At 68.3% G+C, this 20,250-nt stretch carries 20 protein-coding genes; 14 read left to right on the top strand and 6 right to left on the bottom strand.

The window, feature by feature from the left end:
* The first annotated feature begins 1 nt into the window (after position 1).
* Positions 2-1,141, top strand: coding sequence for a hypothetical protein (locus L687_RS26975; protein ID WP_021198918.1), 1,140 nt, complete (start codon positions 2-4; stop codon positions 1,139-1,141).
* A 406-nt stretch (positions 1,142-1,547) separates the two neighbouring features.
* Positions 1,548-2,411, top strand: coding sequence for a hypothetical protein (locus L687_RS26970; RefSeq protein ID WP_152525863.1), 864 nt, complete (start codon positions 1,548-1,550; stop codon positions 2,409-2,411).
* A gap of 7 nt (positions 2,412-2,418) precedes the next feature.
* On the opposite strand, the gene L687_RS26965 is transcribed toward L687_RS26970, so the two are convergent.
* Positions 2,419-3,624, bottom strand: a complete 1,206-nt coding sequence (locus L687_RS26965; protein ID WP_031206853.1) for a THUMP-like domain-containing protein — start codon at positions 3,622-3,624, stop codon at positions 2,419-2,421.
* Positions 3,625-3,782: 158 nt separating this feature from the next.
* Between L687_RS26965 and groES the strand changes: the two genes are divergently transcribed.
* The 3 genes from groES (at position 3,783) to L687_RS26950 (ending at position 6,588) form a co-directional block, all read left to right on the top strand.
* The gene (gene groES / locus L687_RS26960) at positions 3,783-4,079 is read left to right on the top strand and encodes a co-chaperone GroES (RefSeq protein ID WP_017203655.1); all 297 of its coding nucleotides are present in this window, start codon (positions 3,783-3,785) and stop codon (positions 4,077-4,079) included.
* Positions 4,080-4,257: 178 nt separating this feature from the next.
* On the top strand, positions 4,258-5,187 hold the full coding sequence (gene rarD, locus L687_RS26955; RefSeq protein ID WP_021198915.1) for an EamA family transporter RarD: 930 nt from the start codon (positions 4,258-4,260) through the stop codon (positions 5,185-5,187).
* A 144-nt stretch (positions 5,188-5,331) separates the two neighbouring features.
* Positions 5,332-6,588: an ABC transporter substrate-binding protein gene (locus tag L687_RS26950; RefSeq protein WP_021198914.1), complete on the top strand. Its 1,257-nt coding sequence runs from the start codon at positions 5,332-5,334 to the stop codon at positions 6,586-6,588.
* Positions 6,589-6,680: 92 nt separating this feature from the next.
* Here the strand turns inward: L687_RS26950 and L687_RS26945 are convergent, their stop codons facing one another.
* The 4 genes from L687_RS26945 to L687_RS26930 form a co-directional block, all read right to left on the bottom strand.
* Positions 6,681-7,454 carry an ABC transporter ATP-binding protein gene (locus L687_RS26945; protein WP_021198913.1) on the bottom strand — a complete coding sequence of 258 codons (774 nt, stop codon included), beginning with the start codon at positions 7,452-7,454 and terminating at the stop codon, positions 6,681-6,683.
* Positions 7,451-8,419 carry an ABC transporter ATP-binding protein gene (locus L687_RS26940; RefSeq protein WP_046398881.1) on the bottom strand — a complete coding sequence of 323 codons (969 nt, stop codon included), beginning with the start codon at positions 8,417-8,419 and terminating at the stop codon, positions 7,451-7,453. The genes L687_RS26945 and L687_RS26940 overlap by 4 nt, the downstream gene beginning before the upstream one ends.
* A 67-nt stretch (positions 8,420-8,486) precedes the next feature.
* A complete protein-coding gene (locus L687_RS26935) occupies positions 8,487-9,464 on the bottom strand; it encodes a branched-chain amino acid ABC transporter permease (protein ID WP_021198911.1) in 978 nt (325 codons plus the stop codon).
* A gap of 5 nt (positions 9,465-9,469) precedes the next feature.
* The gene (locus L687_RS26930; protein WP_036271499.1) at positions 9,470-10,753 is read right to left on the bottom strand and encodes a branched-chain amino acid ABC transporter permease; all 1,284 of its coding nucleotides are present in this window, start codon (positions 10,751-10,753) and stop codon (positions 9,470-9,472) included.
* Between the two features lie 317 nt (positions 10,754-11,070).
* On the opposite strand from L687_RS26930, the gene guaB reads away from it, so the two are divergent.
* Positions 11,071-12,573 (top strand): IMP dehydrogenase, encoded by a 1,503-nt coding sequence (gene guaB / locus L687_RS26925; protein WP_021198909.1) that lies wholly within the window; start codon positions 11,071-11,073, stop codon positions 12,571-12,573.
* A 71-nt stretch (positions 12,574-12,644) separates the two neighbouring features.
* Here the strand turns inward: guaB and L687_RS42390 are convergent, their stop codons facing one another.
* Entirely contained in the window at positions 12,645-13,109 is a 465-nt protein-coding gene (locus L687_RS42390; RefSeq protein WP_152525862.1) for a DUF4190 domain-containing protein, read from the bottom strand.
* A 153-nt stretch (positions 13,110-13,262) separates the two neighbouring features.
* Between L687_RS42390 and L687_RS26915 the strand changes: the two genes are divergently transcribed.
* From L687_RS26915 to L687_RS26885, 8 genes are all read left to right on the top strand, one after another.
* Positions 13,263-13,577: a DUF2277 domain-containing protein gene (locus L687_RS26915; RefSeq protein ID WP_029258604.1), complete on the top strand. Its 315-nt coding sequence runs from the start codon at positions 13,263-13,265 to the stop codon at positions 13,575-13,577.
* A 143-nt stretch (positions 13,578-13,720) separates the two neighbouring features.
* Positions 13,721-14,761: a response regulator gene (locus L687_RS26910; RefSeq protein WP_021198906.1), complete on the top strand. Its 1,041-nt coding sequence runs from the start codon at positions 13,721-13,723 to the stop codon at positions 14,759-14,761.
* Positions 14,761-15,750, top strand: coding sequence for an ATP-grasp domain-containing protein (locus L687_RS26905; protein ID WP_021198905.1), 990 nt, complete (start codon positions 14,761-14,763; stop codon positions 15,748-15,750). The genes L687_RS26910 and L687_RS26905 overlap by 1 nt, the downstream gene beginning before the upstream one ends.
* On the top strand, positions 15,747-16,460 hold the full coding sequence (locus L687_RS26900; protein WP_021198904.1) for a PHP domain-containing protein: 714 nt from the start codon (positions 15,747-15,749) through the stop codon (positions 16,458-16,460). Before L687_RS26905 ends, L687_RS26900 begins: the two co-directional genes overlap by 4 nt.
* A complete protein-coding gene (locus tag L687_RS26895; protein ID WP_021198903.1) occupies positions 16,460-17,947 on the top strand; it encodes a glycosyltransferase family 2 protein in 1,488 nt (495 codons plus the stop codon). The genes L687_RS26900 and L687_RS26895 overlap by 1 nt, the downstream gene beginning before the upstream one ends.
* On the top strand, positions 17,944-18,087 hold the full coding sequence (locus tag L687_RS42735) for a hypothetical protein (RefSeq protein ID WP_021198902.1): 144 nt from the start codon (positions 17,944-17,946) through the stop codon (positions 18,085-18,087). Before L687_RS26895 ends, L687_RS42735 begins: the two co-directional genes overlap by 4 nt.
* A complete protein-coding gene (locus L687_RS26890) occupies positions 18,084-18,431 on the top strand; it encodes a response regulator (RefSeq protein WP_021198901.1) in 348 nt (115 codons plus the stop codon). The genes L687_RS42735 and L687_RS26890 overlap by 4 nt, the downstream gene beginning before the upstream one ends.
* Positions 18,428-20,233 carry an ATP-binding protein gene (locus tag L687_RS26885; RefSeq protein WP_021198900.1) on the top strand — a complete coding sequence of 602 codons (1,806 nt, stop codon included), beginning with the start codon at positions 18,428-18,430 and terminating at the stop codon, positions 20,231-20,233. Before L687_RS26890 ends, L687_RS26885 begins: the two co-directional genes overlap by 4 nt.
* Positions 20,234-20,250 lie beyond the last annotated feature (17 nt).

Here is a 20,250-nt window from a genome sequence, read left to right as displayed (position 1 = left end):
GGTGCTGGACGGGGCGGAGCTCGAGGAACTGCGCTCCCTGCAGGCGCGGGCCTATGCCCGGGACTCCTCGCTCACGGGCGCCGACGCGGTCAGACTGCGCGAGCTGGAGGAGCGCCGGGTCGCGCGTCCGATCGCGCCGCGCGGCGAGGCGTCACCCGTCGATGCCGTGACTTCCTCCGCGTCGGAGGCGGCTGGACGATCCCCGGTCGATCTCCCGGACGCCGGAACCGAGCGCCAGGGCACGCATGCCGCCGAGGTGTCGGATGCGGAGACGTCTGTTGCGGAGGGGGCGTCGGCCGACGCAGCCTCGCACGACATCGCCCCGCGCGTCCTCCCACTGCTGCGCGTGCACTGGCGGGCGGCCGCGATCGCCGTCGCGGTGCTGCTGATCGTCGGTGTGGGGTGCGGCTGGATGCTCTTCGGCAGATCCGGCACCGCTTCGGTCGCCCTGAGTGCGCAGCAGCAGGAATGGCAGAGCGCCCTGATCGCGGGTGGGCGCTACGATCAGGGATCCCTGCGCGCCCTCGCGGTGGAACAGGGCGCCGTCATCTGGGCGGCGACCAAGGACGACGGAGAGAGCACGTGCCTGCTCGTGGCGACATCCCCGTCGGCCCTGCCCACCTGCGAGCGCACCGAGACGGTCGAGAGGACGGGGCTCTTCGGCGCGGTCACGCTGGAGTCGAAGGACGAGATCAGACGCGAGCTCAATGTGCAGCTGATGTTCGCCCCCTCCGGGGAGCCCGCCGTCGCCGTCCACACGTCGGAGTACGGCCCCGGCACCACCAACGGCGTCATCTACGAGAACGCCGAGGAAGCGGAGAAGGCGAAGCGGATCGCCGGGCAGGGGTTCGAGATCAACTCGCTCTGGGTCATCGGCTACGACGGAGAGGTGCCGGTGTGGACGGGGATGGAGCTCGAGGGCTTCCAGACCTGCCTGATCTACGACGGCTCGGACGACCGCTTCCCGCGCGTCTGCGCGGATGCACTCACGATGCAGGAGCAGGGTGCCACGCTGGTGCTGAACGTGCTCGACGATGCGAGCGGCGAGCTCGTGCGCCTCGAGCTTCCGACCGCGAGCAACGGGAACTCCTCTCTGACGATCAGGCGTGAGGGGGGTGCTGGCCGTGCAGGGGGAGGCTGACGCCGACGAGCTCCGCGCGCTCCGGCGCAGGGCCTACGCCCGCGACGGTGTGGTGACGGATGACGAGCTCCGGCGGTTGCGTGAGCTCGAGGACGCTCGACGATCCGCGATGTCGACGAGCACGCCGACTCCTGCGGAGCCACTCGCGGTGAGCATCGGCCCGGAGCGTCCTCTGTCTGAGTCTGAGCCGGTGGATGCGCCTGAGCCGGTGGATGCGCCTGAGCCTGAGCCTGAGCCTGAGCTTGAGCCTGCGCCTGAGTCTGAGCCTGAGCCGGTGCCGGTGCCGGTGCCGGTGCCGGTGCCGGTGCCGGTGCCTGAGCTTGAGCCTGCGCCTGAGTCTGAGCCGGTGGATGCGCCACGGTCATGGGGCGCGGTTCGCCGTGCCCTTCGGCGCTATCGGTGGGGCGTGTCGGCGCTCGCCGTCCTGCTTCTGGCGCTCGGTACCGCCATCGGTGGGGTCGTGTTCGCGCCACGAGACGGGAGCATCCCGCTCACGGCAGCGCAGCAGGAACGCCGAGAGGTGCTCGCCGCGGCCGACTTCGACCCCGGCTCGCTCCGTGCTGTCGCTCGGGACGAGGAGGCCCTGGCGTGGTACGCGACCAAGGACGACGGCAGCATCGTGTGCGTGATCCTCGATGCGGGCGAACAGTCGCAGTCGAACTGTCTGCCGGTCGCCGACACCGGACGCGGCCTGAGCGTGTCGTTTCCCGTGCCGCTCGCCGCGCCGGACGACGACCCGGACGGCGACCCGCGTGGCGTGGGGGGTGTGAACGCCACGATGCTCGTATCGACGACGGGGGAGCCGATGGTCGTGCTCCAGCACTGGTCGATGCCCTCCACGGCGCCCTCGCAGTTCGCGGGCGACGAGCGCACGCGGGCAGAGGAACTGGTGGATGAGGGGTTCGCGTTCACGATCGAGATCGTGGGCTACTTCCGCACGGCCCCGGTGTGGGTCGGGGACCGTCTCTCGGACGAGGGCGAGATCGAGAAGTGCCTCGTCGTCGACGCCGTCGATCTGACGGCGTGCGCATCTCTCGACGCGGCAGCGGAATCCGGGATCGAAGCGCGGATCGATGACGTCGACGGGGCTTCCGGCGGGGTCGTCGGCTCGTCGGTGCTCGAGGCGCGGTTCACGAGGTGGCAGACGCCCTATCTGACCATCACCGACGCGCCGGTGACCGGCGCGGAGCCGGGGGATACCGTCCGGGTCGACGCGCCTCCCGGTGACCCCATCGTGGTCGAGCCGCCGGGTCGCGACGCGGAGCGTTGAGCGGGGGTCAGTTCGCTGCGGGCACCCGGTCGGCGAGGATCGCGCGGCGCTGATCGCCGATGCGGGCCAGGATGAGTGTCGCCTCCTGATCCCCACGCAGCGTGAGCTTCTTGCGGAAAGCGGCGGGATCCACGTCGACTCCGCGCTTCTTGATCTCCAGGCGCCCGATGCCCTGCGCCTGCAGGGCGGCGTTGATCGCCTTGGGGTGGGCCGGGAGGGTCTCGCGCACCCGGAAGGACTGCACGAAAGGACTCGTCAACGCCGCGTCGGAGGTCAGATAGGCGATGTGCTCGTCGAGCATCCCCGCCTCCAGGCTCCGGGCGACCTCGCCGATCAGCCGCGCACGGATCACGGCGCCGTCCGGTTCGTGCACGAACGCGCCGAGCTCGCGCACGGGTTCATCGGGGGCGTCCGCCGGCGCCGTCAGCTCGTGCGAGCGCTCGTCGCGGATCACGAGGGCCGCCCGCCGCACCCCTTCCCGGGCGAGCGCGCCGCTCCAGACGACCAGTTCGACCACGCTGCCGTCGGCGCTGACCCACTGCGCCTCGGCGTCGACCGGCAGAGCGTCGCGGTCGTGTGCCGGTCCGAGCTTGATACCGGTCGGATGGTGAGCCGCCACCTCGAATGCCCAGTCCAGCGAGGGGGAGTAGTCGTCGGCCGAGACGCGTCGGGTCTCGCTGTGACCCGAAGTGCGTCTGGCCGGGTCCATCCAGACCGCGCTCCCCGGGTCCAGCGACGAGAAGGCGTCTTCGGCCGTGCGATGGTCGACGACCGCGCTGTCGCCGAACGGGGCCAGGTTGTAGGCGGCGATCGCCGAGGTCACGTCGTCGGCATCGACGGCGCGCACATCGAGTCCGGCGCCGGCGAAGGCCAGGGCGTCACCGCCGATTCCGCAGCCGAGGTCGGCGACACGGGTGAAACCGGCGTGACGGATCCGCTGCGCATGCCGGGCTGCGACGCCCAGCCTCGTCGCCTGCTCCAGCCCCGCGCGGGTGAACAGCATGCGTGCGGCGAAGGGCCCGAACTTCGCGGTGGCCCTGGAGCGCAGGCGGGCCTGGCCGACGACGGCGGAGACCAGCTCGGGGGAGTGGCCGCCCGCGCGCAGCCGCGAGATGGTGCGGGCGACATCGGCGGTCGATTCGATGGGCCCGACCGCGTCGAGCAGTTCGAGACCGGCGGGGGTCAGCAGGGCGCGCAGCTCGGACATCTCCACCCGCTCAGCCTAATTGCCCGTGCGAGTCGTCGAACTGCGGCGCGCACTGGCACTCGCATTGCGTGAGTGCCAGCCGAGCGCCTAGACTGGATTAGCACTCTCGGGTTGAGAGTGCGAACAAGTCTTTCGTGTCAGCGTCAAGAAAGAAGAGGTAGACCGTGTCGGTTTCCATCAAGCCGCTCGAGGACCGCATCGTCATCAAGCAGGTCGAGGCCGAGCAGACCACCGCGAGTGGCCTGGTCATCCCCGACACCGCCAAGGAGAAGCCCCAGGAGGGCGAGGTCGTGGCGGTCGGCCCCGGCCGCATCGACGACAACGGCAACCGTGTTCCGCTCGACGTCGCTGTCGGCGACCGCGTGCTCTACAGCAAGTACGGCGGCACCGAGGTGAAGTTCGGCGCAGACGAGTTCCTCGTCCTGTCGGCTCGCGACGTCCTGGCGGTCGTCGTCCGCTGATCTGCGGAACCTGATTCCCGTCTCTCCTGAGGGGCGGGCAAGGCCATCGAAGGGGCCCGGATGCGTATCGCATCCGGGCCCCTTCTGCATCCGCCAGCGAGCGTCCGATTCCTGCCGAACTGCGATCGACGGGCCGGCGGCGCGGTTCGCGACGCCGCCGCGGGCATAGGGTTGTGCGGTGCCACCACAGACCACCCGCGCCGCGCAGACCGCCGGCGTCGCCTACGCCGGTGGGGCCTACCTCCTCTGGGGTGTGCTTCCCCTCTACTTCCTCCTCCTGGTTCCGACGGGGCCGTGGGAGGTCGTCGCCTGGCGCGTCCTGCTGTCGTTCGTCTTCTGCCTCCTGCTGCTCACGGTCATGCGTGGCTGGGCGGCGTTCGGCGTCATCATCCGGCAACCCCGGCTGCTGGGCTGGACGGCGCTCGCGGGGCTGCTGATCTACGTCAACTGGCAGGTGTTCCTGATCGGAACCCTCAGCGGCAACGTCGTCGAGACGAGTCTGGGCTACTTCATCAACCCGATCACGACCGTCCTGCTCGGCGTCTTCGTGCTGAAGGAGCGCATCCGCCGATTGCAGTGGGCGGCGATCGGCATCGCCGCGATCGCCGTCGTCGTGATCGTCGTCGCCTACGGGGAGTTCCCGTGGATCGCGCTGTCACTCACCGCGTCCTTCGGGGTCTACGGACTCATCAAGAAGAAGATCGGCCCTGCCGTCGATGCGGTCAGCGGTCTGACACTGGAGTCGTTCTGGCTGATCCCCATCGCGGTGGTGCAGCTGATCGTCGTCGCACAGACCACGGGGATCACGATGGGGACGAACGGTTGGGCGCACGCGCTGCTGCTGGCCTTCGCCGGTGTCGCCACGGCCGTCCCGCTGCTGCTCTTCGCCGCGGGGACCCGACGCATCAACCTCACCGTGATCGGCATGATCCAGTTCATCACCCCCGTGATGCAGTTCCTCATCGGCGTCCTGGTGCTGCATGAGCCGATGCCGGCCGAACGCTGGGCGGGCTTCATCATCGTGTGGATCGCGATCGGCGTCTTCATCGTCGACCTGCTGCTCGCCGCGCGTCGGGGGCGCAGGATTCCCCGGGCCGAACCCGCCTGATCCCCGGATTCATCCGCCGAGGGACCGGGTGTCGGATCGTTAACGCACCGAGATACTTGCGACCCCTGTGCGCGGGACTCACGCCCTAGTGTTAGAGCACCCGATTGTGGCCACAATCCACGTTCAGTTACGCAAGGGAGCATCATGAACGCATTGAAGGGCTCGCGCACAGCGAAGGTCTTCGCCGGGATCGCACTGATCAGTGCATCCGCCATCGTCATCGCCGGCTGCAGCAGCACTCCGAGCTCGGAGAGCGGCGGCAGCGACAAGCCCGCCGCCGATCTGACGCTCAAGCTCGGTTCGCTGCTTCCGCAGACGGGTTCGCTGGCGTTCCTCGGCCCGCCCATGGAGTCCGGTGTCGGGCTCGCCGTCCAGGAGGTCAACGACGCCGCCGCCGGCGTCACGATCGACCTGACGGCCGAAGACGAGGGCGACACCGACACCAAGGCCTACGAGACGTCGATCACCAAGCTGCAGGGCGCGGGCGTCTCCGCCATCGTCGGCGCCGCGGCGTCGGGCGTCTCCAAGCTCATCCTCGACGGCAACGTGAGCGCAGGCATCCTGCAGATCTCGGCGTCGAACACGTCGCCCGACTTCACCACGTGGGATGACAACGGCCTGTACTTCCGCACCGCCCCCAGTGACCTGCTGCAGGGCGAGGTGCTCGGCAACCTGATCGCCGAGGACGGCGCGAAGACGCTCGGCATCATCTACCAGAACGACGCGTACGGCACCGGCCTCAACGACGCCATCACGAAGACGTTCGAGAGCACCGGCGGCGAGGTCGTCGAGTCGGTCTCGTTCAACGTGGGCGACGCGCAGTTCGACGCGCAGGTCGAGTCGATCAAGGCGCAGAACCCCGACGCGGTCGCGATCGTGTCGTTCGACCAGTTCAAGACCATCGCACCGCTGCTGGTGAACGCCGGCATCTCGGCCGACAAGTTCTACATGGTCGACGGCAACCTGTCCGACTACGGCACGGAGATCCCGGTCTCGCTCGAGGGCGCGCAGGGAACCAAGGCCGGTCCTGCGCTCGCGGATGACTTCACCTCGCGTCTGCAGGACTACTGGACCGGCGAGGGCAACCCCGAGGTCAAGGACTTCACCTACGCGGCTGAGGCATACGACGCCGTCATCCTCGTGGCTCTGGCGTCGCTGGCGGCGGGCTCCACCGAGGGCGCGGACATCGCGGCCAAGATGCAGGAGGTCTCGGGCGGTTCCGGCGACGGCAAGAAGTGCACCAGTTTCGCCGAGTGCGCCAAGATCATCAACGACGGCGGCACGGCCGACTACGACGGCTACTCCGGCGACATCACCTTCGATGAGGCCGGCGACCCGCAGGGCGCATCGATCGGCATCTACAAGTACGGTGCCGACAACATGATCACCCGCACCAACTGATCAGACGATCACATGACGAAGGCCCCGGATCCGATCCGGGGCCTTTGTCGTGTGATGTCCTGTCGTGGTGTCGCCGCGTCGGCGTCGGCGGTTCAGGCCGCGTCGGTGCCGAGCGTTCCGAGGTAGAGACCGATCACCTTCGGGTCGTTCAGCAGATCCCGACCGGTGCCCTCGTGGGCATCCTTGCCCTGGTCGAGCACATACCCGCGGTCGCAGATCTGCAGGCAGCGTCGGGCGTTCTGCTCCACCATGATCGTCGTGACGCCGGCCTTGTTGATGTCGGACACCCGGATGAACGCGTCATCCTGACGCACGGGGGAGAGACCTGCCGACGGCTCGTCGAGCAGCAGAACCGACGGGTCCATCATCAGCGCGCGCGACATCGCGACCATCTGCCGCTCGCCGCCGGAGAGGGAGCCTGCGCGCTGCTTGAGCCGCTTTCCCAACTCGGCGAAGATGCCGGTCACGAATTCGAGCCGCTCCGTGTAGATCTTGGGGTTCTGGTAGAGCCCCATCTGCAGGTTCTCCTCGATCGAGAGAGAGGGGAAGACGTTGTTCGTCTGCGGAACGAAGGCGACCCCGCGCCGGACGAGCTTGTCGGCTTTCAGGCCCACGATGCTCTCGCCCTTCACCGTGATGTCGCCGCTGCGTACGTTCACCAGACCGAAGATGGCCTTCAGCAGGGTCGACTTGCCGGCGCCGTTCGGGCCGATGATCCCGATCAGTTCCCCCTGGCGGGCGATGAGGTTCGCACCGTTGAGGATGTTCACTCCGGGGAGGTATCCGGCATGGACATCGGTCAGCTCGACGACGACGTCGTCCTGCGGCACGGCCTGCGGTGCGTTGGTCGGCGTCTCCGCGCTCATGCGCTGCCCTTCCCCTCGGTCCCGGAGACCGGATCGCTCGCTTCGAGCTCGGCCTCCGCTTCTGCTTCGATCTTCTCGCGGAGTCTGACCGCCGCGGCGTCCTCGAGCACGGGGATGCGCCCGGTGACCGCTCCCAAGTCGAGGTCCTGATGCGCACCGAGGTAGGCATCGACGACCGCCGGGTTCTCCATGACCTCGTCGGGAGGCCCTTCCGCGACGACGCGGCCCTCGGCCATCACGATCACCCAGTCCGCGATGTGGCGGACCATGTGCATGTCGTGCTCGACGAAGAGCACGGTCATCCCCTGCTCCTTCAAGTCGAGGATGTGGTCGAGAAGCGATTGTGTGAGGGCGGGATTGACGCCGGCCATCGGCTCGTCGAGCATCACCAGCGTCGGATCGCTCATCAGCGCTCTGGCCATCTCGAGGAGCTTGCGCTGACCGCCCGAGAGCGACGCGGCGAAGTCCTTCTCCTTGGCGTCGAGCTTGAAGCGTGTCAGCAGTTCCCGTGCCTTGCCTTCGATCTCGGTGTCCTGTGCGCGCCAGAGGAAGGGGAACAGGCTCGACCAGAAGCCCTCGCCGCGCTGATGCGGAGCACCGAGCTTCATGTTCTCGAGGACGGTCAGCAGCGAGAGCGACTTGGTCAGCTGGAACGTGCGCACCTGCCCCATCCTGGCCACCTTGAACGACGGCACTCCGGAGAGGCTGGTGCCGTCGAACGACCAGGTGCCGCTGTTGGGCTTGTCGAATCCGCAGAGCAGGTTGAAGAGCGTCGTCTTGCCCGCGCCGTTCGGGCCGATCAGAGCGGTGATCGCGCCACGGGGCACTTCGAGGTGATCGACGTCGACGGCGGTCAGGCCACCGAAACGACGCTGGACCGCATCGATGACGAGGATCGGATCCACCTTGGCGACGCCGGGCTTGACCTCTCCCTTGGTCAGGCCGGTCGTCTTCGGGCGGCGGATGCTCCCCGTGGACGGCGCAGCCGTCGCGGCGTCATCGCCGGGGCCGGGGACCTGTTCGGGGGTCAGTTCATTTGACAAAGGTCATCTCCCTCTTGTCGCCGAGGATGCCCTGGGGGCGGAAGATCACGAGCAGCATGAGCGCGATGCCGACGAAGACGAACACCAGCGTCGATGCCTGGCTGTCGGACATCGGCAGCAGCCCTGCTTTCGCCATCGAGGGGAGCAGGTTGGCCATGAAGGCGAACACCACCCAGAACAGCACCGCTCCCAGCGTGGGGCCGAACACCGTGGCCGCGCCGCCGAGAAGGAGGATGGTCCACAGGAAGAACGTCAGCGACGTCGAGTAGCTGCCGGGGACGACCGCGGAGGGGAGTACGAAGATGATCCCGCCCGCGGCGCCGATCACACCACCCACCACGAGCGCCTGCATCTTATAGGCGAAGACGTTCTTGCCGAGCGAGCGCACCGCGTCCTCGTCCTCGCGGATGCCCTTGAGCACACGACCCCACGGGCTGCGCATCAGCGCCCACACCAGGAGGATGGCGACCGCCAGGACGATCACGCCGAAGACGCGGTTCCAGAGATCGTTCGCGCTGTACATCCAGGGGCCGAACCCGTAGGTGCCCGTGGGGATGGGGTTCGCATCGCGGAATCCGCCGTTGTACTGCGCGAGGCCGTCGGCGCTGTTGGTCCATTCGTCGAACAGCTGCGTCGTGAACAGGAGGCGGACGATCTCACCGGCCGCGATCGTCGCGATCGCGAGATAGTCGGCACGCAGGCGCAGCGTCGGGATGCCCAGGAGGACGGCGAAGAACGCGCCGCCGAGCAGACCGATGAGCATGCCGATCCACCAGGGCAGGCCGAAGCTCAGCACCGAGATGGCGTAGCCGTAGCCGCCGATGGCCATGAAGGCGGCCATGCCGAAGTTGAGCAGACCCGCGTATCCGAAGTGCACGGCGAGGCCGGTCGCCGCGAGGGCGTAGGCGATCGTGACCGGGCTGAACAGGTAGACGGCCGTGTTCGAGAAGATGCTTCCGAAGTCCATGGTGATCAGCCCAGCCTTTCCCTGCGTCCGAGCAGACCCTGCGGTCTCACGAGGAGGATGACGATGAGCACCACGAGAGCGCTCGCATACTTCAGGTCCGACGGGATCCAGAGGGTCGAGACCTCGACCGCGATGCCGACGATGAGGGAGCCGACGAGGGCGCCGAACGCCGTGCCGAGACCGCCCAGCGTGATGGCGGCGAAGATCAGCAGCAGCATCTGCATGCCCATGTCCCACTTCACACCCGGGCGGAAGTAGGCCCAGAGGATGCCGGAGATCGCGGCCAGTGTTCCGGAGAGGATCCAGACGTAGCGGATGACCCTGTCGACGTCGATGCCGGAGGCGGCGGCGAGCTGGGGGTTGTCGGAGATCGCTCGCGTCGCCTTGCCGATCCGCGTGCGTGTCAGGAAGAACGCCACCGCCAGGATCACGACGATGCTCACGCCCATCGCGATCATGTCGATGTAGGACAGCGAGATCGGACCGAACTGGATCGGCGTGGGGCTGGCGCCGGGGAGCTGGTACGTGCCTCCGCCGATGATGAACTGGAATGCGTAGCGGAGGGCCAGGGAGAGTCCGATGCTGACGATCATGAGCTGGACGACACCGAGCCCACGTCGCCGCAGCGGACGCCAGATCCCCGCATCCAGCGCCCAGCCGAACAGGCCGCCGCCGATGACGGCCGCGGCGATGCCGAGCCAGAGCGGGAGATGCCAGAACGTGGTCGTGACCAGGGCGACGAGACCGCCCCACGTCACCATCTCCGCGTGCGCGAAGTTCGACAACCGGGTGGTGCCGTAGATGAGCGCGGCACCCATCGAGGCGAGTGCGAGCAGGAGACCGAAGTTCAGGCCGCCGACCAGTCGCGAGAGCAGCTGGTCGATGAAGGAGACCGTGACCCGCTGGCCCTCGCCGAGGAACAGATTCATGATCTTGGTCCCGGTGAGACCGAACTCGACCTCGAAGGAGGCTGTCGTCCCCGCGATCGGCTGCGTTCCCTCCGGCAACTGGGTCGCGTCGACGATCACGCCCTCGGGCAGGGTCGACTCGTCGACCGTCAGGGTGTACTTCTCCTTCTCGGGCACGTAGAGACGCCATTTGCCTTCGGCGTCGGTCTCGGTCTCACCCTTGAAGCCCTTGCCCTCGATGGACATGACGACGCCTTCGACAGGTTGATCATCGAAGGTGACGACACCGGCGAAGTAGAACTCCGTGACCTCCTGCCCGTCGTCCGTCGTCTCGGCCGAAGCCGATGAGGGGGGCAGGAACACGAACGCGGTGAGCGCCATGAGGATAGCGAGCAGCGCGACCACCCAGGGGCGCTTTCGCTGCACGGCGATTGTTGTGGGTCCCACGCAACCTCCACTTTGAGTGCTGTGTCTCCGCGGTGTCGGGTCGACCGCGGGGATGGACGACGCACTTGAGCGTAATGCGCGATCGGCGATTCGCCTACGGTCCCTGCCAACAGTCCGGTAACGACGGGGCTCTGGGAATGTTCTCGGGCGTGTCTCGCTTAGAATCTTCATACGGGCCGCGGCCCCGCACCGGCCGACGTCGACCACCCCCTCGCACTCGGACATGCGCGACTCGCGCAGAAGGAGAATCCATGGAACAGCACGATCCCTTCGGCTTCGTCGGACTGACGTACGATGACGTGCTGCTGCTCCCCGGGCACACCGACGTGATCCCCAGCGAGGCCGACACCTCGTCGCGGATCACGCGCCGCATCTCGGTCGCCACCCCGCTGCTGTCGAGCGCGATGGACACGGTCACCGAATCCCGCATGGCGATCGCCATGGCCCGTGAGGGCGGCATCGGCATCCTGCACCGTAACCTCTCCATCGCCGACCAGGCCGCGCACGTCGACCGCGTCAAGCGCAGCGAGTCTGGCATGATCACCGACCCCATCACGACGACGCAGGATGCGACCGTCGAAGAAGTCGACAACCTCTGCGCGAAGTACCGCATCTCCGGTCTTCCGGTGGTCGACGACGAAGGAAAGCTGGTCGGCATCATCACGAACCGCGACATGCGGTTCGTCTCGGGCTTCGAGCGTCAGACCACCTTCGTCAAGGACGTCATGACGCGGGAGAACCTCGTGACCGCTCCCGTCGGCGTCGCCGCGGGCGAGGTCATCGCGCTGTTCGCCAAGCACCGTGTCGAGAAGCTGCCGCTCATCGACGGCGACGGCAAGCTCGCCGGCCTCATCACCATCAAGGACTTCGACAAGAGCGAGAAGTACCCGCTCGCCACCAAGGACGACCAGGGCCGCCTGCGCGTCGGTGCCGCCATCGGCTTCTTCGGCGATGCCTGGGAGCGTGCGGAGGCGCTGCGCGACGCCGGTGTCGACGTGCTCGTTGTCGACACCGCCAACGGGCAGTCGCAGGGCGTCATCGACCTCGTCCGCCGTCTCAAGGCCGACACCTCGTTCGAGCACATCGACATCATCGGCGGCAACGTCGCGACCCGCGAGGGCGCCCAAGCGCTGGTCGACGCGGGCGTCGACGCCGTCAAGGTCGGTGTCGGTCCCGGGTCCATCTGCACCACGCGCGTCGTCGCCGGTGTGGGCGTCCCGCAGGTCACCGCGGTCTACGAGGCGTCGCTCGCCGCGCGTCCCGCGGGGGTTCCGGTGATCGCCGACGGCGGACTGCAGTACTCGGGTGACATCGCCAAGGCCCTGGTCGCCGGTGCCGACGCCGTGATGCTCGGCTCGCTCCTGGCCGGAACCGACGAGTCCCCGGGCGAGATCGTCTTCCAGTCCGGCAAGCAGTTCAAGCAGTACCGCGGCATGGGCTCGCTGGGCGCCATGCAGACCCGTGGCAAGCAGACCTCGTACTCCAAGGACCGCTACTTCCAGGCCGACGTCCCCAGCGACGACAAGCTGATCCCCGAGGGCATCGAGGGGCAGGTGCCGTACCGCGGTCCGCTCTCCGCCGTGGCCTATCAGCTGGTCGGCGGACTGCGTCAGTCGATGTTCTACGTCGGCGCGCGCACCATCGAAGAGCTCAAGACGCGTGGCAAGTTCGTGCGCATCACCTCGGCGGGGCTCAAGGAGTCGCACCCGCACGACGTGCAGATCGTGGTCGAGGCGCCGAACTACAAGAAGTAGCCGCCACAGACGACGAGAGGGACCGGATGCGTGTCGCATCCGGTCCCTCTCGTCTTCTCGTCGGGGGTGGCTCAGCCGCACCGGTAGGTGACGCCGTCGACCTCCCATACGCCGGTGCCCAGCTCGGCACACATGCCGATGAGGCCGGCGATGACCGTCGCGAACAGGATGATCCCGATGATGCCGGCGATGGTCAGGATCGCGCCGATGATGATGCCGGCGATCGCGAGTCCCTTCGGCTGCCCCGCCTTGCCGAGCTTCACGACGGCGACGATGCTCAGGATGAGGCCGATCGGTGCAGCCACGAACGCGAGGACGAGGCCGATGATGGACAGCACGCGTCCAGGAGGGGTCGGTTCCGGCTGCGGATACGCGGGTGCTGCGGGAGCCGGGTATCCGGAGGCGGGTGCCGCGCCCGGAGCGGTATCCCAGGTCGGTGCCGAGGCGGGCGGAGGCGGAGTGGGGGCGGCTGCCGGCGGCGGCACCGGGTTCGAGGAGTCGGGCGCTGGCGGTTCGGGGAACGGGGGGTTGGTCATGTGCTTTCCTGTCGACGAGGCGGGAGGGAACGCACGGGCGGTCCCGGTTGCCCCCGAGCGTAGCGACCGCCCCACGACCGCACCATCCCCTCCGCGCCGTGGACCTCCGGTCGGCCTCTTCCGTCTGCGTGCGGGGCGGCGTAGCGTTCCGGTATGTGTCGGAACATCGTCCCGTTGAACAACCTCGAACCCGCAGCGACCGATGAGGAATGCCACGACGCCGCCCTGCAGTTCGTGCGCAAGATCGCCGGGACCACGACCCCGTCGAGAGCCAACCAGCCGGCGTTCGACAGCGCCGTCGGTGAGATCGCCGTGGTCGTCAGCCGGCTCCTGAGCGAGCTCGTCACCACGGCGCCGCCGAAGAATCGCGAAGACGAAGCGGCGAAGAGGCGGGCCCGATCCGCTGAGCGGTACGAGGCGATCCGGGTCTTCCAGGAGGAGAAGCGCGCGGCCCGCGCCGGAGCGTAGGAGAGGCGCCGTCGCCAGGACGGTGCCGTATGCCAGAATCGACATACCCCGCTCGACTTTCCCTGCGGACCCGGTGTTGAAGGGCATCGAGATCGCGTGACCGACCCCCATCGGTCAGGGAACCTCCCCAAGGAGAGCTGTACATGGAGGAATCCCCTCGCGTTCTCGTCGTCGATGACGATCCGGACGTCGCCCTGCTCGTGAAGACCGTGCTCGAGCGGCGAGCCGGCTGCATCGTCGACGTCGCCGAAGACGGCCGTTCGGCTGTGGAGCGCGTCGCCGAAGTGCGTCCGGACGTCGTCGTCACCGACATCGAGATGCCGGGACTCAACGGGCTCGAACTGCTCGCCGAGTTGCGGAAGACGGTTCCCTCGGTTCCGGTCGTGGTGATGACCGCCCACGTCTCGGTGGAGTACGCCGTCTCTGCTCTGCGGGCGCAGGCGGATGAGTTCCTCACCAAGCCGCTCGACAACGGCAAGCTCGTGGAGGCGGTCACCCGTCTCGTCGAAGAGGGGCGGCGACGCCGTGAAGAGGCGCGCAAGCCCGAGCGGGTGCTCGCGATCGGTGCGCACCCCGACGACGTCGAGATCGGCGTCGGCGGGCTGCTCTCGGCGCACGCCGCGGCTCACGATGAGATCACCATCCTCACGCTCTCCCGCGGGGCCAGAGGGGGCGACGCCGACAGCCGTCAGAACGAATCCCTGGCCGCGGCCGACATGTTGGGCGCCCGTCTGTTCCTGAAGGACCTCGTCGACACGGAGATCTCCGGAGGCGGCTCCACGGTGCGGATCATCGAAGAGATCGTGCAGGAGATCCAGCCGACGATCGTCTACACGCATTCGAGTCACGACCGCCATCAGGATCACCGCGCCGTGAGCGAGGCCACCATCGTCGCGACGCGGCGCGTGGGCACCGTTGCCTGCTACCAGAGCCCGTCCTCCACGATCGACTTCCGTCCCACGAGGTTCGTGCGCATCGACCACTACCTCGACGAGAAGCTGCGGCTGCTGGAGCGCTTCGGATCGCAGACCGCGAGCCGCGACTACCTGGCGCCCGAGTTCGTCACCGCAACGGCCCGGTACTGGTCGAGGTTCGGCGGAGGCACCGCGGTCGAACCTCTCGAAGTGGTCCGCGAGACCGCCGAGTTCATCGGCGCCCACGAACTCACGCGACGGGAGAGCTGATGACCAAGCGGGTGCTGGTGACCGGTGCCGGGGGACCGGCAGGAGTGGCGGTGATCCGGTCGCTGCTGCGCCGATCCGATCTGACCGTGTTCGCCGCCGACATGGACGGCTGGGCGAGCGGCATCTACCTGGTTCCACCGGCGCAGCGGCGTCTGGTGCCGCCGGGAAGGGACGCCGACTTCGTACCGGCGATCGCCCGCCTGGCCGCGGAAGACGGCCTCGACCTGGTGATCTCGACCGTCGACGTCGAGCTCATCGCGCTCGCCGAGCGTCGAGAGGAGCTGGCCCCCGCTGTCCTGGCCGCTCCGTCGGCGGACACCCTGAACACCGCGCTCGACAAGCTCGCGCTCGCCGAGCGCTGCGCGCCGACCGGACACACCCCGCGCACGGTTCTCGCCGGACGTGACGCCGAGGCCGTCGACTGGGAGTTCCCGGTCTTCGCCAAACCGCGTCAAGGCGCGGGAAGCCGTGGCGTGCGGCTCGTCCCCGATCGCGCGGCTCTCGAGGCGCTGCCGACGGACGAGGGACTCATCGTGCAGGACTTCCTCCCGGGGGAGGAGTACTCGGTCGACGTCATCGCGGATGCCGCCGGCAACGTCGTCGCGGCCGTGCCCCGCACCCGTGCCCGGGTCGATTCCGGCGTGGCGATCGCCGGGCGCACCGTCCGCGACCCGGAGCTCGAGGAGACGGCGGCATCGATCGCGCGTGCGATCGGACTGGTCGGCGTCGCAAACGTGCAGCTGCGGCGCGATCGCACCGGTCGTGCCGTGCTGCTCGAGGTCAATCCGCGCTTTCCCGGGGCCCTGCCGCTGACGATAGCCGCGGGCGTCGACATCCCGTCGCTCGTGGCCGACCTGTTCCTGGGGCGCGAGCTGCCGGTGCAGGTACCGTTCCGTGAGGTCGCTTCCGTGCGCTTTCTGGAGGACGTGATCGTCGAGATCGAAGACGTGCTGGTCTCCGCCCATGCAGGGCACCAGGAGGAGCTGTGAGCCACGCTCTGCTTCGCGGCGATCACCACGTCCACTCGACGTTCTCGGACGATGCCGTATCGACGCTCGCCCAGAACGTCGAGGCGGCAGCGGCCGCGGGACTCACCACTCTGCGTCTGGTCGATCACGTGCGACAGGGCACCACCTGGGTGCCGGAGTACCTCGCTGCGGTGCGGGCCCTCCGGGTGCCGGATGGTCTCGCGGTGCTCACGGGAGTGGAGGCGAAGATCCTCGACGCCGCGGGAACGCTGGACATCCCGACGCTCCCGGACGGGATCGACCGCATCCTCATCGCCGATCATCAGTTCCCCGGTGCGGCCGGTCCTCTCGGGCCCTCGGCGGTCCGGGAGCGGATCGCCGCCGGCTGGGCGACCGACGATGTGCTCGATCAGCTCGTCGAGGCGCTCGTCGCTACGATGCGCCGGTACCCGGGGAACCAGCTCGCGCACTGCTTCTCGATCCTGCCGAAGATCGGCCTGTCTGAAGACGATCTCGGCCCGGAGCGGACGGAAGCCTGGGCCCGGGCCGCCGCCGAGACCGACACCCTCGTCGAGGTCAACGAGAAGTGGGGGTGCCCCGGCGTCCCGGCACTGACCGCCCTGCGGCGCGTCGGCGGCGAGATCGTCGCCTCCACCGACAGTCATGACGCCTCGGAGGTCGGCCGATACTCCCGGGTGATCGCGTTGCTCGACGCGATGGAGGTGTCGTGATGACGGATCTCTCGGTGCTGGAGGCCGTGCTGGTCATCGTCCTCCTGCTCTGCGTGCTGGTGGGAACGCTGCCCGTGATCAATACCGGGCTGCAGTTCCTCGTGCTGCCGCTGCACGCGTTCCGCAATCACTACGGCAAGGCGGCGCCGTACCACCCGCACGTCGCCGTCATCATCCCGGCCTGGAACGAAGGCGCGGTGATCGGTCCGGCCATCGAACGACTGCTGCAGCTGGAGTATCCCGCCGAACGCCTCCGGGTCTTCGTCGTCGACGATGCGTCCACGGACGACACCCCGGCGATCGTCGGCGCGAAGGCGCAGGCCCATCCGGGTCGCGTCGTGCACCTGCGGCGCGAGAAGGGTGGCGAGGGCAAGGCGCACACGCTCAACCACGGTCTCGATGTGGTCCTCGCCGACTCGTGGACCGAAGCGGTGCTCATCATGGATGCGGACGTGATCTTCGCGCGCGACTCGCTGCGCAAGCTCACCAGGCACCTCGCCGACGAGAAGGTCGGCGCGGTGACGGCGTACATCGCTGAGGGCAGCCGCGACCGCAACTACCTCACCCGGTTCATCGCGATCGAGTACGTGATCGGCCAGCTCTCCGCCCGCCGGGTGCAGAACGTGGGCGGTGCGATCGCCTGCCTCGCCGGTGGCGCGCAGCTGCATTCGCGGGCGAACCTCGAGGCCATCGGGGGACGCATCCCGACGGGCACGCTCGCCGAAGACACCATGACGACCTTCGAGGGTCAGCTCAAGGGACGTCGGATGGTCTTCGAGCCGCACGCGGTCGTGCTGGCCGAGGAGCCGCGCACGATCGACAGCCTGTGGAAGCAGCGGTTGCGCTGGGCGCGGGGCAACGTGCAGCTGACCTCGATCTACCGCAAGCTCTGGTTCCGCCCGAGCCGCGAACACAACCTGGGCAGCTTCGGTTTCGGGCTGGCCTGGTTCACGATCCTGCTGCTGCCCGCCTTCATGCTGCTCGCGGCTGCGGGGATGCTCGCACTGCTCGTCCTGCACAGCGACATCGCCGAGTTCGTCTTCCGCTTCATGTGGATCTCCGCGGCCTGCATCTACCTCTTCTCGATGCTCTACTCCGTGCAGCTCGACCCGCGGACCGGCAGACATTCCTGGCGCGAGGCGATCATGTTCCCGGGGCTCGGTGCCCTGATCCTGATGGCGATCGCCCTCTTCCCCTGGGCATTCGAATCGCTCCTGACCGCCGTCGGGCTGGGGCTGACGGATCAATCCCGCTTCGTCTGGGCCGTGATCTTCTACCTGTGGGGCCCGATCTCGATGCTCGGCATCTGGCTGGCGCGCGCGGTGGAGCCTCTTCCCGGTGGACGGTTCTTCGCCGGTCTGCTGCTGTACATCTGCGGATACGGGTCGCTGCTGTGTGCGATCACCGTGGACTCCTACATCAAAGAATGGCGTCGAGCCGACGCCTCCTGGATCAAGACCGAGAAGATCGGACGTGTCGACTCATGACCGCAACCCCGTCGCACGATGCCGAAGTCGAGGAGATCGCCGCGGACGCCCGACGCGAGCGGCGACTGATCCCTCAAGCCCTGCTCGCCCTGGTCGTCGTCGTCATCATCGTCGTCGTGCGAGAGCTGTTCCTTCGATGACCGGGAGGCCGCTGGCCCTCGTCGTCGAGGACGCTCCCGACCAGGCCGCCCTGCTGCGTCGATACCTCGATCGTGAGGGCTTCGACGTGTTCATCGCCCGCGACGCGGAGTCGGCGATCGCGGCGTTCCCCGAGATCGATCCCGTGCTGGCGGTGCTCGACCTCATCCTTCCCGGCATCTCGGGTCAGGAGTGCGCGCGGCTGGTCCAGGAGCGGTTCCCCGAGTGCTTCCTCGTGATCAGCTCCGTGCTCGACGCCGCCGACTATCCGCCGGCCGATGCCGCCCTGCCGAAGCCGATCACCGGCTCCGACCTGCACGCCATCGTGGGGACGGTGCGGCGATGAGGGCGACTCCGCTCGACCGGGCGGAGAACCGCTGGTATCAGGTCTTCGACAACCCGAGCCCGCTGCTCAAGCAGGCACCGACGGTCATCGCGACCGTCATCGCGGCGATCTTGACCTGGTGGGTCCCCGACCTGCCGATCACGCACGTCGCACCGGCCGTGGCGGGAATCGCGGTGGTCCTCGCGGCGACCGCGTTCGCCGCCGTGCTCACCGCGCGCGGCACGATCGACGGGTGGGCCGTCCTCCTCATCCCCATCGTCGATATCGCCGGGCTCGGCCTCTTCCGCACCGGCACCGGTGGCGCCACCTCGCTCTTCTCCTCGCTCGTGCTCCTCCCCGTGGTCTGGCTGGCCGCGGCGCCCGGAATCCGCTGGGTGTTCGTGGTCGGCGGGCTGACCTCGATCGCCCTGCTCATGCCATACTTCACCGACCCGCCCGAGACCTCGGTCGAATGGCTGCGCGGTGTGGTCGGACCGCTCGTGTTCTCGGCGGTGGCGGCGGTCATCAACCAGCTCTCGAGACAGCAGCGCATGCGCGTGGAGCAGGCGGAGGAGCTCGTCGCCGAACGCACAAGGGCGCTGTCGGAGAACGTCGCGATGATCGTGCAGCTGCGCGACAAGGAGCGTCAGTACCGTGAGCTGCTCGACTCGTTCGAGAGCCTCTGGTCGTCCATCACGGCACAGGCGGTGATCGCCACGGATCGGCGCGGCATCGTGACGGCGTGGAACCCCGGCGCGGTGCGGCTTCTCGGGCTGCCGGTCGACGAGGCGCTCCGCGACGTGCGCATCGATCGCTTCTTCTCCACCGCCGTGCTCTCGATGCTCGCCGCGGAGAACGCGCAGGACGCGCAGGTCGTGCGGGGGAATCCTCCGCGGGATGCCGAGCTCGCCGCCGGGATCGAAGCGCTGTTCGCGCAGGCCGATGCCGGGTCGACGGTGGACAGCGACATCGAGGTGGTCACGGCAGGGGGCACCACGGTTCCGGCGCGCGTGACGGTCAGCCCCCACAAGGACGGCGCCGGCGCACAGCAGGGCTACCTCTTCGTGCTGACCGACGAGACCAGGGCCGTCGAGGTCGCCCGCATGAAGGATGAGTTCGTGGGGATGATCTCGCACGAGCTCCGCACGCCTCTCAGCGCGATCATCGGCTTCCTCGATCTGCTCCAGAACGATCCGGGGCAGCCGCTCACCGATGACCAGCAGGAGTTCGTCGGCATCATCGAGCGCAACGCGCAGCGTCTGCTCACCCTCGTGGGCGATCTGCTCTTCACGGCGCAGGTCGAGTCGGGGCGGTTCCCGCTCGAGCGCGAGGAGACCGACGTCGCCGAGTTGGTGCGATCGGCCGTGACGTCGGCCGGGCCGCATGCGCAGCGCGAGGGCATCGATCTCGTGGCCGAAGTCGGGACGGATGCGATCCCCGTCTTCGTCGACGCTGGTCGCATCGGGCAGGCCATCGACAATCTGCTCTCGAACGCCATCAAGTTCACGCCGCGAGGCGGTACGGTCACCGCTCGGGTGCGGACGCTCGACGGAGGCGTGGAGTTCTCGATCGCGGACACCGGAGTGGGCATTCCGGTGGACGAGCAGGGGATGCTCTTCACCCGCTTCTTCCGTGCATCGACCGCGACGCGCAACGCGGTGCCGGGGGTGGGGCTCGGCCTCACGATCACCCGGGCCATCGTGCTGGCGCATGGGGGGACGATGGACGTGACGAGTCAGGAGGGTGTCGGGACGGAGTTCCGCTTCTTCCTGCCGGCTGCGCCTCGTACCGAAGTGCTGATGAGCCTGAGCCGGCCCGACTGAGTCCCTCATCGAGCTGG

The sequence above is a fragment of the Microbacterium maritypicum MF109 genome (genome assembly GCF_000455825.1).
Lineage (GTDB): Bacteria > Actinomycetota > Actinomycetes > Actinomycetales > Microbacteriaceae > Microbacterium > Microbacterium maritypicum_A.
The sequence above is the reverse complement of the archived record's forward strand: the minus strand, read 5'-3'. Positions and strand labels throughout refer to the sequence as shown.